Origin of the sequence: Clostridium fungisolvens, assembly GCF_014193895.1 — a bacterium.
GTDB lineage: Bacteria > Bacillota > Clostridia > Clostridiales > Clostridiaceae > Clostridium_AR > Clostridium_AR fungisolvens.
Genome location: NZ_BLZR01000001.1, coordinates 2,963,088 through 2,978,240 on the forward strand (window position 1 = coordinate 2,963,088; position 15,153 = coordinate 2,978,240).

General features: G+C 31.2%; 13 protein-coding genes. 6 read left to right on the top strand and 7 right to left on the bottom strand.

Going from position 1 to position 15,153, the window contains the following annotated elements:
- Nucleotides 1-203 precede the first annotated feature (203 nt).
- The 3 genes from bsdtw1_RS12985 to bsdtw1_RS12995 all read right to left on the bottom strand — a co-directional run bounded on the left by bsdtw1_RS12985 (nt 204) and on the right by bsdtw1_RS12995 (nt 3,304).
- Nucleotides 204-716, bottom strand: a complete 513-nt coding sequence (locus bsdtw1_RS12985) for a flavin reductase (protein ID WP_183277984.1) — start codon at nt 714-716, stop codon at nt 204-206.
- A 262-nt stretch (nt 717-978) separates the two neighbouring features.
- Nucleotides 979-1,467, bottom strand: coding sequence for a hypothetical protein (locus bsdtw1_RS12990; RefSeq protein ID WP_183277985.1), 489 nt, complete (start codon nt 1,465-1,467; stop codon nt 979-981).
- 451 nt (nt 1,468-1,918) lie between these two features.
- A complete protein-coding gene (locus bsdtw1_RS12995) occupies nt 1,919-3,304 on the bottom strand; it encodes a tetratricopeptide repeat protein (RefSeq protein ID WP_183277986.1) in 1,386 nt (461 codons plus the stop codon).
- A 628-nt stretch (nt 3,305-3,932) separates the two neighbouring features.
- Between bsdtw1_RS12995 and bsdtw1_RS13000 the strand changes: the two genes are divergently transcribed.
- Nucleotides 3,933-4,499, top strand: a complete 567-nt coding sequence (locus bsdtw1_RS13000) for a TetR/AcrR family transcriptional regulator (RefSeq protein WP_183277987.1) — start codon at nt 3,933-3,935, stop codon at nt 4,497-4,499.
- 340 nt (nt 4,500-4,839) lie between these two features.
- Here the strand turns inward: bsdtw1_RS13000 and bsdtw1_RS13005 are convergent, their stop codons facing one another.
- Nucleotides 4,840-6,612, bottom strand: coding sequence for a M3 family metallopeptidase (locus tag bsdtw1_RS13005; RefSeq protein ID WP_183277988.1), 1,773 nt, complete (start codon nt 6,610-6,612; stop codon nt 4,840-4,842).
- A gap of 313 nt (nt 6,613-6,925) precedes the next feature.
- On the opposite strand from bsdtw1_RS13005, the gene bsdtw1_RS13010 reads away from it, so the two are divergent.
- The 5 genes from bsdtw1_RS13010 (at nt 6,926) to bsdtw1_RS13030 (ending at nt 12,985) form a co-directional block, all read left to right on the top strand.
- The gene (locus bsdtw1_RS13010) at nt 6,926-9,154 is read left to right on the top strand and encodes a serine hydrolase domain-containing protein (protein WP_244638166.1); all 2,229 of its coding nucleotides are present in this window, start codon (nt 6,926-6,928) and stop codon (nt 9,152-9,154) included.
- 448 nt (nt 9,155-9,602) lie between these two features.
- Nucleotides 9,603-10,217, top strand: a complete 615-nt coding sequence (locus tag bsdtw1_RS13015; RefSeq protein ID WP_183277989.1) for a TetR/AcrR family transcriptional regulator — start codon at nt 9,603-9,605, stop codon at nt 10,215-10,217.
- A gap of 247 nt (nt 10,218-10,464) precedes the next feature.
- Nucleotides 10,465-11,346: an ABC transporter ATP-binding protein gene (locus tag bsdtw1_RS13020; RefSeq protein WP_183277990.1), complete on the top strand. Its 882-nt coding sequence runs from the start codon at nt 10,465-10,467 to the stop codon at nt 11,344-11,346.
- 4 nt (nt 11,347-11,350) lie between these two features.
- Entirely contained in the window at nt 11,351-12,151 is an 801-nt protein-coding gene (locus bsdtw1_RS13025) for an ABC transporter permease subunit (protein WP_183277991.1), read from the top strand.
- 39 nt (nt 12,152-12,190) lie between these two features.
- A complete protein-coding gene (locus bsdtw1_RS13030) occupies nt 12,191-12,985 on the top strand; it encodes an ABC transporter permease subunit (RefSeq protein WP_183277992.1) in 795 nt (264 codons plus the stop codon).
- Between the two features lie 299 nt (nt 12,986-13,284).
- Here the strand turns inward: bsdtw1_RS13030 and bsdtw1_RS13035 are convergent, their stop codons facing one another.
- The 3 genes from bsdtw1_RS13035 to bsdtw1_RS13045 form a co-directional block, all read right to left on the bottom strand.
- Nucleotides 13,285-13,593 (bottom strand): nucleoside triphosphate pyrophosphohydrolase, encoded by a 309-nt coding sequence (locus bsdtw1_RS13035; RefSeq protein WP_183277993.1) that lies wholly within the window; start codon nt 13,591-13,593, stop codon nt 13,285-13,287.
- Between the two features lie 281 nt (nt 13,594-13,874).
- Complete coding sequence (locus bsdtw1_RS13040; RefSeq protein WP_183277994.1) at nt 13,875-14,597, bottom strand: DUF1700 domain-containing protein; 723 nt, start codon at nt 14,595-14,597, stop codon at nt 13,875-13,877.
- The gene (locus tag bsdtw1_RS13045) at nt 14,594-14,911 is read right to left on the bottom strand and encodes a PadR family transcriptional regulator (protein ID WP_183277995.1); all 318 of its coding nucleotides are present in this window, start codon (nt 14,909-14,911) and stop codon (nt 14,594-14,596) included. Before bsdtw1_RS13045 ends, bsdtw1_RS13040 begins: the two co-directional genes overlap by 4 nt.
- Nucleotides 14,912-15,153: the final 242 nt, after the last annotated feature.

The window sequence follows — 15,153 nt, forward strand, 5'->3', positions numbered from 1 at the left end:
TATGTATACCCTATTTCTACCATAAGAAACTATCAGCATTCTATTATTTATCATACATTTGAGACTGTTGTTAAAGTTAAGCAGTTTATTATCCAATACCTTATTAGTTTTATTTTTTTAAGAACTGATAAAGGCTTAAAACTTTAACATATAACTAGTCTAGTATTTAGTGAAATTAAGCTTCGGCATAAATATTCCTTAGTTTAGTTATCATTTCGTACTAAGGCCTTTTCAATCTGACCAAGAAAAATAGTATGGAATGTTGACATATCTTTATAATATTCTTTAAACAATTCCTGTGAATCAAAATTTTCCTTTTCTACATCAGTATGATAAACCTTTTTGCATACAAAAATCATTTTTGCCTCTTCAAAAATCACTGTATTTTCAAATGGAATTGGGTGTAACCCAGACTCGGCCACTTTATCACACTCATTACCATGGACTTTCCCACAAACTTGTAAGGCTGGATGGTGTGGAATGTCAAAGAAAGACACCGTAAAGTAATCACTATCCTTCAAAAACTCATAGGTATATCTATCAGGATGAGCGTATACCTGAATCATAGGTTTAAGAAAGAACTTTCCACACATAACACCTGTGACAGTCATCATGTTAAATTCATCTCTTGTTCCAGCTGTTAAAAGTGCCCAATCATCTACTTTCTTAAAAGGATTAAAATCAAGTTCCTTTAAATTTATCTCTTCAAAATTCATTAAAATTACTCCTTTTACTTTTATATAATTCTTTTTTAGTTTATCTGTAACTAAAGGCTATGTTCAAACATCATGTTAAAACACAGCCTAATAAATCTGAGATTTTTGTGGTCCGGAAATTCCGTATCGCAAATTTCTTTTAAAGATGAACTACTTCGATCCGAAATCTATTTTTAAAACTCTCACGGGTTTTGGTGAGAGAATTTAAAAATAATAAGTTTTATTACGAAGTGGTTCATCTATAACTACCCAAACTCCAAAACTACTTATTCAATGTTTCTAACAGTTTATCATCAGGAAGTAATGGGCCAATTGGACCATAGCCTTCACCTTCAAAATCCATTTGATTACTCTTACTATCATTTTTATCCAAATCAAAATAAAGTTTAGTATAAGTAACAGTTCTCAATTCAGTAGGCTTAGCCGCATACTGAAAGGTCTGCTTCTCAGAATAATCAAACTCCAGTAACATTCCCTTCTTCTTTAAGTCATCTAGCATGAATATACTTGGAGACATATCTTTAATTCCTTTAACTCTTTCATTAGTTATATTAAGAATAGAATAAAATCTATAGTCTGATTTAGTTAAAGTAACATTACCATCTTTCTTATAATAGATAATACTATCCGGAGCTGCTATGCTTCTGTGTTCACTTACTTTAGCCGGAATATTCTGCTTCATTAGTAATGTACTAGCAATTATCACCAAAATCACTAATATTACTAATACAGTAGTTTTCTTTTTGTTCATATAATTTTCTCCTATTATTGGTACATCTTTAGAAAAAACTTTTTATAATAAATATTCTACTACTAATTTTCCCTTTTTATCGCCTCGTTTTAGCATATATATCTTATTATCCTAAAATTATCATGCCATAGCTTTGCTTCTCTTAAGATAACACCTATTTTTTAATCACCAATTAAAATTGCAATATTCACCATTTTCATCCTACAATATATTCATATATTAGTAAACACTGCAACTACAGATCAATAGATTTAGAAAGTAGTTTTCTTAAAGCATAAAAGAGGCAGCTATAAAGATACAGCTGCCTTTTTTATGCTATTATTCTATTATTCAAAATTACCTTCTCGTAAGCTAATATTGAATACTCCCTAATTTAAACATGCACAATAATTTTGACCTATTGAGGCTTTCAGGCATGTATAAATTAATTGTTAAGTTAGGAAGTTTATAGCTACTTACCACAACACTTCTTATACTTTTTACCGCTTCCACAAGTACAAGGGTCATTTCTTCCTATCTTAGGTTCTTCTCTAACAAATGTAACTACAGTATCATCATCAATGCCGCCTGGAGCTGATTGACCATCAGCAGAGTTATCTTCTTCACCTTTAAATAAATCTGGTGATCCGTTTATAAGTTCGAAGAATCTATCACTATGCTTTTCATAACCTTTAAGCATCTTTCTTCTTTCACCATCATTAGCTGCTTTATCAAGGAAATCCCTAATCAAATCATAAAACTCAGGGTAAACCTTTCTAAGTCTTTGAATTGTAGCTTTAAAATCATCGTATTGAGATAATATTTGATATTCATTATAGTAAGCCATAGCATCTTTTCCGTCTTCGTCTAAATCTAAAACACTGTCTGGAAGCACTTCAAGCCCAATAAGAACACCTATTTCTTGCTTTATCTCATCATCATTACTCAATTTATCAAATAAGTCAGCATACTTATTAAAGTTTTCTATTTCTTTCTTAGTATCTAACACATTTTCGTCCTGAGGCAAAATTATTATAGCTGCATCATTAAGCATTTTAGCCTCTTCAGCTCCACCTAACTGCATGAAATATCTTGATATATCACAAAGTATCCATGCTATATCTTCTTTAATTTTTGAGTTGTTTTGAGCAAGTACTACAAGCTTATCAGTAAGATCGCTTATTAAAGAGTTCATTCCAAAGCTTATTTCTAGCATTATAAGCCTGAAATATAATGTAGCAATAAAGCTTATCTCCTTTTGGGCCTCTAGAGATTTTTCAATAGTCTTCTTAGCCTCATCATAATTTTCATCCTTTGTATGAGCATCGCAAAGCCCAATCCATAAAGATATATTATCAACATCTAGTTCTAAGGCTCTTTCATAGGCCTTTATTGCCTTCTTCTGCCATCCTCTAATATGGTATGAATTAGCAAGATAACCTGAAAAAGCTGCATTTTCAGGCTCTTCCTTTGCAAGTTCTTCGTAAAGCTTTATAGCTTTCCCACTATTATTATTCTTCAAATAACCTTCAGCCAAAAGAGCTCTTACAATTAGTAGCTTAGGATTATCTTTTAATATTTCCTCAAGGATCTTAACAGCGGAGCCTAGTTCTCCTTCTTTGATCAAATCACTTGCCTTTTCATACTTTTCTTTTATCTCATTAGACATAAGAACAACTTCATCATATTCAGTCCTTGTCCTATGGTTACTTAAAACTTCATAAGCACTTCTGATGTCCATAAATTCTACTTCATATCTATCAAAAGGAAATTTTCTTGCAGCTGCAAAATATGCTCCCTTTATTTCTTCCTTTGTAGATTGTTTTTCTAATTCTAAAATTCCATAAAAATCTTTCACTTACTTCAACCTTTCTAGACCAGGGTTTATGCTATAAGATTCCATTACGAAAACTTAAGTAATGCATGTTCGAAAATAATACACCTATAACTTTTAGCATTAATTACTTAATACTTGAATTTGGATTTCTACAAAGATGTACGTCATCAATCTGAAAACCATTTTTACACATGCACAAATCAAACTTTCGCAAAGTAACCCTCTAAATCCTTTTGTTCTTTTAAAAAATTAGCCCTTTCTATTATACATAATTTTTCAAAAAAGCAAAGAAATAATGTGGAAATTGTATTAATTTTTACAAGCACATCCGTTTAGTTGTCTCTTCTTTTAATTGCTTTTGTCATGGATTTTCATATAAATTTTGACCAAATCAAAATTTTATTTAATACAAATTTAAATGCACATTGTTATGTAATATAGCTAACATTCTCCATAAGCTATATAATATATTGTAAGTGCTTGACTCAAATTTTTTGCTTATCAAAACCTATAAACTAATAAACTTCTGGCACTTGCTTTTTGTTTTTATTTAAAACTTTTATTAATCTAGACATTTTAATCGTATATTATTAAAAAGATGTATTTCTTTTTCATTATATTTATAGTGACTCAGAATCGGAGGGAACACATGGCACAAACAACTAAGAAAGCACTTGCTGCGTCGTTAAAAAAGTTATTATCGCAAAAGCCTATGGATAAAATCACTATCATTGATATTGTAGAAGACTGTGAAGTTAATAGACAAACCTTCTATTATCACTTTAAAGACATATATGATCTTGTTGAATGGATTTATACTAATGAAGCTTCGCAGGCCCTTGGAGGAAAAAAGACATATGATACCTGGCAGCAGGGATTTATGCAAATATTTGATTACGTGTCTAAAAATAAGGATTTTGTATTAAATACATATCATTCCCTTAATCGAGAACACTTAGAAAATTACCTTTATAGCGAAACTTATAATCTGTTACTAGGTGTTGTAGAAGAAAAAGCTAGTGGTATCACTGTAAGAAATGATGATAAGGCGTTTATAGCCCATTTTTATAAATATGCCTTTGTAGGCCTTATGCTTGAGTGGATTGGTAAAGGTATGAAAGATGACCCATCTGCTATTATAGCCAGAGTAAATATTTTAATATACGGCAGTATAGCCAAGGCGCTTGAAAACTTTAGAACTAATAATCATATTTAGAATTTAGCTTATCTCTATAATTACTAAATAGCTTGTAGCTTAAATTATTATATTACTCACTACCTCTCAAAATGCAATATAAATAATCAAAAAGACCTGCTTCTGTGTAAGTATATAACTAACATGAAAAATCTACTGGCTAAATGTATTAAATAAATGTTGTTATTTTGTAGGACAAGCTATCCTATATAATCACCAACATTTATTTAATACATAACTATATAGAAATAAAAAGGTTCAATAAAACGAACTTATTCAATATTCTCAGGCTTTATTCCAGCTGCTTCTTGAAGTTTTTGGTACAACATATGAGCATCTCTTTTTACTCCTCTTTGCTTTTCTATTCAAATAGATTTATATACCTATCTATCATATCTCCAATTATCATATAGGTATTATCCCAAAAACTCGGATTATTTATGTCTATATCAACTATTCTCAGTATAGCGCATAAATCTCCTTTTCCAGAACTCACTAAAAACCTTTCATATTTATTTACAAACTCTTGTCCTTTATCTAAATACATGGCATAGAACACCTTAGATAGCAAGTCACCAAAGATATATGGGAAATTATAAAAGTTATTCTCAGCATTATAATATTGAGATTTTGTAATCCATGCATACTGGTTCAAATAGCTTTCATCTAAGGTATCCCCAAAAGCTTGCTTCTGAGCATTTATCATAATTTTATTAAGCTCTGTAGCAGTGAGAATCTTGTTTTCTCTAGCCTCAAATAATTGCTTTTCGAATATATAACGGCTATACATAACAAGTATATCTCCAATTATGCAATCTAAATCAAATCCTAATAATTCTATCAGCAATTTAGCATTTGCATTTTTCATAAGAGCATTATTAACAACGGTTGTACTAAAGATTGAAGGAGTTTCAATTATTGCCATAGGAACTTCTGTGTTCAGTATACTTTCCTCTCTCATGCAGTAAAAGTGATATCCATGTCCAAGTTCATGAGCTAAGGATAGTACCGAGCTAATATCTTCCGTAAAGTTTGATGATACTCTTATCTGCTTTATTGGAAGTAAAGGCATACAAAAGTTTCCTTGAAATTTCTTTGATCTAGCCTCTGCATCTACCCATCCACTTTGGAAAGCCTTTTCCATGAATTGAGCCATTGGTAGACTAAAGCTTTTAACACTGTCTACGATCAAATCTTTTGCTTCATCTAAAGTAAACTTTTTATTACTGTCTAACTTAACACTGGTAGTTTCGTAAAATGGCATTCCTTCTGGGTACCCCATAGCTTTTGCCTTAACCTTATAATATTTTTGAAGTATAGGAAGATTTTCTTGAAGCTTTGACATCGCAAGCTCTAAGGTGTGTAGATCCATTTTTGACTTTGCAGTAGTTTCTTCAAGCACAGAATCGTATCCTCTAATCTTTGATAGAATTATTGCTTCCTGCTTTATGTTATTTAGGCAAGTTGCAGAAATATTTTCTATTGATTTTAAAGCCTCCAGTTCAGCCTTAAATATTCTTTCTTTTTCTTCTTTTGAGCCATTTGCAAGCATACTTTCTGCTACAGAGAAAGGAACTCTTTCAACTTTATCCTTCACTATAACCTCAACCTGAAGCGAAGAAAACCATTCAAAATAAAGATTTCTCCATGCATCGGAGCTAACACTTTTCATTGAAGATATTAGGTATTCTTCCTTATCACCTAATGTGCGCTTAGCTTCATCAGCCTTAGACTTTATATAGTGTAAATATGCTTTTAATCCCTCCGAACACTCTAGCTCTTCACTATTAAGTTTTACTTCTTTTAACCATTTCTTAAAAACAGCCTCAGCTTCAAGATATTTAGCATATATCTGATCAACTTGTCCAGCAACTCCTAAGACTTCTTTATCATCTGAGTTAGCATAATATCTTAAATAGCAGTAAGATGTAATCTTTGTGTAAGTGTTAACTATCTCTTCAGATATCTGAATATATTCTTCTAACTTTTCTATTAAATTCTCTCTATTTATAAAACTACTTTTAGTATGTTCGTTCAATAAAGCTATATTTTTTTGTAGTAGTTCTAAGTCAGTCCCAAGTTCTTTACAATCAACTGTGCTGTATAAATCCTCTAAATTATAATCTTTAATCATTTTATAGCCCCCTTAATTCCCTTTACCCTTTAATCTTTATTCAATATTATCATTTCTGGATTAATATGTAAAAATAATAAATGTAAATTTGTTATTAGCTATTACTATTTTTAGATTTTACACAGAATTTAAAATTAAGTTAATCTTTAGATTCTTTTACCATTTCTTAACACTTTTAGTTTAACGCTATGTTAATATACTGTTGCCAGAATTTGTATAAGGTTATCATCTTTTTAGAACTTCAATTAAAACTTATGCTAACCAAATGCAATTTATTGGATAAAAACTTTATAAAAGAGAAGGGGGACTTATAATGAAAAAGCGGTTATTAGCATTTTCATTAGTGATGCTTTTTTCGGCATCCACAACAACTACAGTTTTTGCTGAAGATATTATTACTGGAGGAACACCAGCTGCAAAACTTCCGTTTACAAGCATAAAAACGGATTTCCCTACAACTGATCTACCTTTTACGACTATCGATGGTTATAAGGCGCCAAAGCCAAATATATCTTCACAGCTTAACAAAAAAAATGCACTGGTTAAAAGCTCTTCGGATTCAGCTTATGCTGCCACAAAAGCAGTTGCTGATGAAAAGGCTTCTGTCATTACTTCTTACTATGGGTGTACAAGCCTTCAATATGCTTTGATAGACAATGGTAAAATCGTACTATCTGGTAATTCAGGATTAGCTTCCGTAGAGAAAAATACTGCTCCTACAGCTGACACTATGTATGGTATTGGCTCAGTAAGCAAAATGTTTGCCACAACCGCAGTAATGAGTTTAGTAGACAAGGGCAGAATTAACTTAGATGCTCCAGTTACCCAATATATTAGAGACTTTAAAATGGCAGATGAAAGATATAAAAAGATTACAGTTAGAATGCTTCTAAATCATTCTTCTGGACTTATGGGATCAAGTTTATCTAATGCATTACTTTTTGGAGATAATGACGCAAGTTCACATGATAATTTCTTAGCACAACTAAGAACTCAGCGTCTAAAGGCCAATCCAGGTGAATACTCAGTATATTGTAATGATGGCTTTACCTTAGCTGAAATTCTAGTTGAACACGTGACAGGGACAAGCTTTACAAACTATATAACAAGAACAATCTTAAATCCACTAAAAATGGAAGACACAAAGACTCCTGTTAGCTCATTTGATAGAGAAAAACTCGCCAAGACCTATGCTAATGGAATCTCTAATGCTTTACCAGCTGAGAACTTCCTTGCTATCGGTGCTGGCGGTATTTACTCAAGCGCAGAAGATTTATGTAACTTTGCATCAATCTTCACAAACAATTCAAACGGAATTCTTTCAAAGAAATCTCTAAAAGCAATGGAGAACAAAGAATATCTAAGAGGGGTTTGGCCTAAAGATAGTGATAATGTTTTGGGTTATGGTTTAGGTTGGGATGATGTAAATACCTATCCTTTCAATCAATATAATATAAAAGCTTTATCAAAAGGCGGCGACACACTTTACTACCATACTAACTTTACAGTTCTTCCAGATCAAAATATGGCAGTGGCAGTTATAAGCTCCGGTTCCTCCAGCACTTACAATCAAGTAATGGCTCAAGATATACTTCTTGCTGCATTAAAAGAAAAAGGTGTAATAAATGAAATTAAACCAGATAAAACTTTTCCTGTCTCCGAAAAAGCTACTGTTCCAGCAGAGATAAAAAAATTAGAAGGCATGTATCTATTATCCTCAGGATTTCTTGATACCAAGGTAGATACGGAAAATGGTACCTTAAGTTTATCCTATCCTCAGATGCCTCAATACGGTACACAGACTTTCAATTATACTAAAGATGGTTACTTTGTATCCTCTGATGGCACTGAAAAACTTAAACTAGTAAAGGAAACTAATGGAGAAACCTATCTTGAAGAAGGGGTATATGCAAATCTTCCTCTTCTTGGACAAACTGCTATAGACTATTATATAGCACAAAAGGAAACCCTTAATACACTTCCAGAAAATATCACTAAAGGTTGGAATAAAAGAGATGGAAAAAATTATTACCTTTTAAATGAAAAATATTCCTCTATGCTCTATCTCCGTGGATACCCTGTAGCGCAAGTAGGATTTTCAAAAGGCTTTGAAGGATATCTAGGAGTAAACAAAATTGTAGATAAAAACACTGCTTCTTCTGTATTAGACGGACCAGGCACTATGTCACGAGATCTAGTAGACTTTAATTTCTTTAAACTTGGTAAATACGAATATCTAAGTGCTGACGGCAGGCTCTATGTAGAAGGCTCTGCAATAGATACTCTCTCTTCAAATAATGCTTTCACTTGTAAAATTGATAAAGATGGATTTGCAAAGTGGTATAAGATAGGCAGCGAGTCTGCTGATAAAAAGATTACTGTAAATCTTCCATGCAATTCAGCCTTTGTAGTTTACGATAGCGATGGTGCATTAGTAAATGATTCATTAGTCACAGGTTCTAACAAAGTTAAATTACCTAAAGATGGAACAATAGTATTCTTAGGTAACGCACATTCTGAATTTAAGGTTCAGTATAATTAGAGAGTTCCTTTTGAAACTTATAAAACATTTTATTCCATCACAATTTAATTTATAATTGTCCAAAATACGCTAACAATACTTTCTATAAAAAAGCAGAGGAGATTCTAATCTCTTCTGCTTTTTTAATGTTTAGGAATGCCTAATGAAATCAGATCCTACGAAAAGTACAATAAAAATAACCTGTCTTTTTCCTAGAAAACTATAAAATTTTCAACTTAGCTAAACATAGGTATTTCAATGGTTTTAAAAGTCTCTTGTGGCTATACAGTAAAAAATATTACGGCATTTATGATAATGCAAAATAGATAAATCCACTTAACATTAATAACAATATACTATAGCCTAACCTACATTTAAAAAATATTTTTTCACCCCATTGACCGAATCGGTTTATAGAGTTACAATTAAATAAACCGATTCGGTTTATAGCAATTGTGAGGTGGTGTTTTTGGAAAAATTTAAAAACTTACCAAAGGAAAAGCAGGATACAATTATTAATGCAGCCCTAAAAATTTTCGGATCAAATGGTTATAAAAAAGCTTCAGTTAATGATATTGCTTCTGCTGCTGGTATTTCTAAGGCCATGGTATTTCACTATTTTGGTACAAAAAAAGCCTTTTACCTTTACCTAATTGAGCTTTGCGGAAATATCGTTATGAATGAGATTATTAATAGATTTGATACTACAGTCACTGACTTTTTTGACAGAATCAAAATGACTACTGAAATAGAACTTTCTGTTATGAAGCAGTACACTGCTATTCCTACTTTTTTAACAAGTATGTATTTTGAAGCTGATGAAGAAGTTAAGGATGACATCAAATCTATCATTGCTCAAGGAGATGGCTTTAGAGAAAAGATAGCCTTTGAAGGTATAGATTTGTCAAAATTTAAAGAATCAGTTGATCTTAAAGTTGTTATGAAAATGCTTACTTGGATGACTGATGGCTTTATGAATCAGTTTTCAGGTAAAACAGATGTAGATTTCGAAGATATCTGCAACGAATTTTACGATTGTATGGACATGCTAAGAAAGAACTTTTATAAGGAAGAATATTTATAGTGCATAAATACTAAATACATATTAAAGATGTAATACTTAAATCTAAAAAATAATGTTTTAAATTTCTCTTGCTTCTGAGAGAAAGCTTTAAAAATATAACTTTTATTATAAAGTGGTACATCAATAAAGATTTCCTATGTATATGCTTAATTTGTACTTATTCTATAATCGCGGCTTCTGTTTATGCTAGGAGATCTATAAATATTAAAAATTAATTTATACTATTAAAATTTAGGAGGCTTCAATTATGAATGTGATTGAAATTAACAATCTTACAAAACAATATGGTAAGTCTAGAGGTATCATTGATGTTAATCTAAATATTGAAGAAGGAGAAATCTTCGGTTTCATTGGACCAAATGGTGCTGGAAAGTCCACTACTATTAGAACACTTCTAGGACTTATATATCCTACCAGTGGAAGTGCAACTATATTCGGGAAAAATTGTATTGATAATCCTGAAGTAAGACAATCCCTAGGTTATCTTCCATCAGAAGTTTTCTATTACGATAACATGAGAGTTATAGATCTATTAAAATACTCTGCAAGCTTTTACAAAAAAGACTGTACGAAAAGAATACATGAGCTTGCCGAAATTATGGATTTAGATTTAAAAAAGAAGATAGATGACCTTTCCTTTGGTAACAAGAAAAAGGTCGGTATCGTACAAGGACTTTTACACGAACCAAAGTTAATCATATTAGATGAACCAACCAGCGGTCTTGACCCGTTAATGCAGCAAAGATTTTTTGAGCTTATTAAAGAAGAAAATAAAAAAGGTGCAACTGTATTCTTCTCTTCTCATATTTTAGGTGAAGTTCAAAAGATGTGTGACCGTGTAGCTTTTATAAAAGATGGTAAGATAATTAAGCTAGAAAAAATGAGTACTCTACAAGAAAATAACTATAAAAAAATAAGCATAGAAGCTAAATCAGGAATTAAAAAAGATGACTTCAATATTAATGGCATAAACAACCTTAACATAGAAGGAAATACTGCTAATTTCATTTTTAAGGGCAATATTAACTCAATTACTAAGAAGCTTTCTGAAATAGATCTAAGTAATATATCCATTGTGGAACCAGATTTAGAGGAAATCTTTATGCACTATTATAATAAGGAGGATTAGAACTATGAATATGTTTCTACATGAGCTAAAATCTCTCCGAAAAACAACAATTATATGGACGGTTTCTCTAGTTGCTTTACTTGCACTATATCTTTCCATATATCCTGGTATGGCAAAAGATGCAACAGATTTTAAGGCCTTACTGGGAAACTATCCTGCACCTGTTAGAGCTATTCTAGGTATTAATCTTGACACTATTACCTCTATCTTAGGATTTTATTCAATGATATTTTCCTTTATTGTAGTTTTCGGTGCTGTTCAAGCCATGAATCTTGGAGTTTCAATATTATCAAGAGAAGCTAGAGAAAGAACCGCTGATTTCCTACTGGTAAAACCAGTGTCACGTACATCCATTGTAACTGCAAAACTTTTAGCAGCTTTCACTGATATTGTTATTACAAATGTGATTTTCTTAGCTGTCTCTTTCATCATGGCAAATGCGGTTAAAACCTCAGATTTTGATTTAAAAGCATTTTTCTTAATTAACCTTACACTATTTTTTATCCAAGTTATATTCCTTGCAATTGGAATGATTTGTTCAGTATTTTTCAAGAAGCTTAAAAACATTCTTCCTTTATCACTGGGAGTAGTTTTTGGACTTTACATGGTAGGAGCACTTATTGCTACTGGAAAAGACGTGGACGCTACTCGTTACATCTCTCCTTTTAGGTATTTTGATATTCCTTATATCATTAAGAACTCAAGCTATGAATTTTCATATATGATTACTGGAATAGCCATCGTAGTTATTTCTATAATTGTAAGCTATATCGTTTATAACAAAAAGGATATCCATGCAGTGTAAGCTTAATGCACTTGGATTTAATTATAAGGAGGTTTAATTATGAATATTTTTATAAGAGAATTAAAAGCTAACAGAAAAGCTCTTATAATCTGGAGCATATGTATGGTTTTACTGGTCGTTAGCGGTATGGCGAAATATACAGCCTATTCAAGCGGTGGTTCTGCTGGTGATGTTATTAATAAAATGCCCTTTACTTTAAAGGCGTTACTAGGAATAGGTGCTTTTGATGTTGCTAGTATGGGTGGCTTCTTCGCATTCTTATTTCTTTATATCGAAATAACAGTGGCTATTCATGCCGTACTCTTAGGAAACGGCATTATAGCAAAGGAAGAAAGAGATAAAACCACAGAGTTTTTAATCGTTAAACCGGTTTCTAGATCTACAATAATAACTTCAAAGCTTCTTGCAGCTTTAGTAAATATAGTTATTATTAATTTAATCACTTTGGTTTCTTCAATAGCCATGGTAGGCGTATATAATAAAGGAAAATCTATTAATGGTGAAATATTTACATTCTTCATTAGTATGTTTATCATTCAACTGCTTTTCCTTTCACTTGGCGCTTTATTATCAGCTTTTATGAAAAAAGCTAAAGTATCAGGTTCAGTTGCCACTTCCATACTGCTATTTTCCTTTGTAATATCAAAGATAACTGACATAACAGATCGTATGAATTTTTTAAATGTACTTTCTCCTTTTAAATACTTTAGTTATGTAGACATCGTGAACGGAAACGGCTTAAACTACGTAATAGTTATTATAACAATTGTAATGATAGCATTATTCTCTATACTTACTTATTTCTTCTATAATAAAAGAGACTTATCTGTTTAAGTTATAAATACAGCAATCATGGTGTTGGAATTAAGGGATAACTTCTTAATATATTAATTAGTTTGTTTAAAATCTAATTTAAGCAGTAATATTATATAAAGACAAAATTAAAATGAGCCCTGCACTTTAAATGCAGGACTCATTTTGTATTTTTCATATACACATATCTTTATATACATGCAAAACGCTATCATTAATATGGCTAAACATTTTGAAGAGATATATCTTTTTATTTTTAAATAAAACTAGTGAATCTTATATGTTCTAATCAGAAATACAAGTTCTATATTTTAATCTAGTTACTTAGTAGACCTAAGAATTATTCCATTCTTAAATCCACCACGTTCCTCTCTCTTTTTATTTCTTGCTTTTAAAAGATCCTCTTCACCATACCCCAGTGAATCAGCAAGTCCAAACAACACTTCCATAACATCAGCGAGTTCTTCAATGTTTTTATCTTCTAAAAACTCATTAACCTCTTCTTTAAGTTTTTCTTCTAGAAGTTCATATTTCCTATCCTTTGGTGCTATTTCTATATCACATTCTTTTCCCTGCTGCTTTATGATTTCAGGAATCTTATCTCTTACTAATTTGTTGTATACCTTCATTTTAAAGCACCTCTTAAAATAATCTCTATTCTTAACTGTCTCCTACACTCTCATTTAATACTTACTCCATAACCCTAGGAAACCCCCTTCATAAGACTAATATCTCGTATATGACTTCTTTTAAAATTACCTATCTATCTATTCATTTAAATATATAATCATCTGATTTTTTAATTATAAAATCATATAATTATATATTTGTTTAATTATAAAATTATATAAATATATAGGAAACATGAGACTTTAGGAGAATTGAGCAACCTATACTCTTCCTAACAAACTTAATTAATTTTTATTCCGTTCTTATCTATCTTAATACCAGGCATGCTTATTCCATTGCTGTCTATTTTAATGCCTGGCATACTTATTCCATTGTCACCGATTTTTATTCCTGGCGCCTGTATTCCATCATCATTAATCTTAATACCAGGTGTACTTATACCTTCATCGTCTATCTTAAATTCGGGCCCGCTTATTCCATTTGAATCAATGGCAACATCTTGTGCATTGATTCCATCATCATTAATTGTTAATCCAGGCATGCTGATGCCTTCTTTATCAATGCTTACTCCATCTCCATGAATGCCTGACTGATCGATATTTTTATCACCAATCTTAATCTGATTCACTGAAGTATTTTCAACAATGCCTCTATGAACAGAAAATAGTGAATGAACTGTGAAAATCATTAGAATTATTCCAGCAGCTACCATAAAGACACCTGCTGGCTTTAGCAACCTACTGTTACTATTATATACAGGTGTTGCCTTCATAATCTCTTTTTTATTCACAATGAGTTTATTTTCATTTTTATAGTCAGGTATATAGCTACTTGCAATTTCTTTTGGGTTTCCTAGTTCCATGCATATTACTTCTTCCGTCTTTCCATTTCCCATTGCTATCCTAAAATGCTCTTCGTAATCGTATAATATCTCTTTCCGCTCAGCTTCTGATACTTTATCTAGTCCTCTTTCCATCTCACTCATAAATTCATCTTTTCTCATTCTTTATGCCCCTTTACTATATTATTCACTCCATTTACAAATCCAACCCATTCCTCTAGTAGCTCATCTTTAGTTGTCTTTCCTAAATCCGTTAATCTATAATACTTTCTTGGAGGTCCTTCTTGAGATTCTTTTAAATAGGTCTCAAAATAACCTTCGTTATTAAGCCTTCTCAATATGGGATATATGGTTCCATCGGAAATAGCTATATTCTTTGATATCTCATTTACTAGCTCATAGCCATAACGATCTCCTTCTGAAAGTATACATAAAACACATAATTCTAATATGCCTTTTTTCAATTGAGTATTCATTTAATGTCTTTCTTCCTTTATATGTATGATTTAAGAATAGTATATCACTCAGTACTATTCATTGCAAGGTACTGAATAAAAAAGCAAAAATATTAATAACGTAACGTAATTCTGTGATTAGTTGAGATACAAATCCTATATTTTTAAGGAGTTGTTTCCTAGATTCATTTTCTAAATCCTTTATATTTTTTACATTAATTCTCTTTTATATGTAAATTTATTGTATATTATAGTATAATTTA

Coding starts and splice junctions, on each gene's coding strand:
- bsdtw1_RS12985 (WP_183277984.1), bottom strand. CDS start 716: ATGAATTTTGAAGAGATAAATTTAAAGGAACTTGATTTTAATCCTTTT.
- bsdtw1_RS12990 (WP_183277985.1), bottom strand. CDS start 1,467: ATGAACAAAAAGAAAACTACTGTATTAGTAATATTAGTGATTTTGGTG.
- bsdtw1_RS13000 (WP_183277987.1), top strand. CDS start 3,933: ATGGCACAAACAACTAAGAAAGCACTTGCTGCGTCGTTAAAAAAGTTA.
- bsdtw1_RS13005 (WP_183277988.1), bottom strand. CDS start 6,612: ATGATTAAAGATTATAATTTAGAGGATTTATACAGCACAGTTGATTGT.
- bsdtw1_RS13010 (WP_244638166.1), top strand. CDS start 6,926: ATGAAAAAGCGGTTATTAGCATTTTCATTAGTGATGCTTTTTTCGGCA.
- bsdtw1_RS13020 (WP_183277990.1), top strand. CDS start 10,465: ATGAATGTGATTGAAATTAACAATCTTACAAAACAATATGGTAAGTCT.
- bsdtw1_RS13025 (WP_183277991.1), top strand. CDS start 11,351: ATGAATATGTTTCTACATGAGCTAAAATCTCTCCGAAAAACAACAATT.
- bsdtw1_RS13030 (WP_183277992.1), top strand. CDS start 12,191: ATGAATATTTTTATAAGAGAATTAAAAGCTAACAGAAAAGCTCTTATA.
- bsdtw1_RS13035 (WP_183277993.1), bottom strand. CDS start 13,593: ATGAAGGTATACAACAAATTAGTAAGAGATAAGATTCCTGAAATCATA.
- bsdtw1_RS13040 (WP_183277994.1), bottom strand. CDS start 14,597: ATGAGAAAAGATGAATTTATGAGTGAGATGGAAAGAGGACTAGATAAA.
- bsdtw1_RS13045 (WP_183277995.1), bottom strand. CDS start 14,911: ATGAATACTCAATTGAAAAAAGGCATATTAGAATTATGTGTTTTATGT.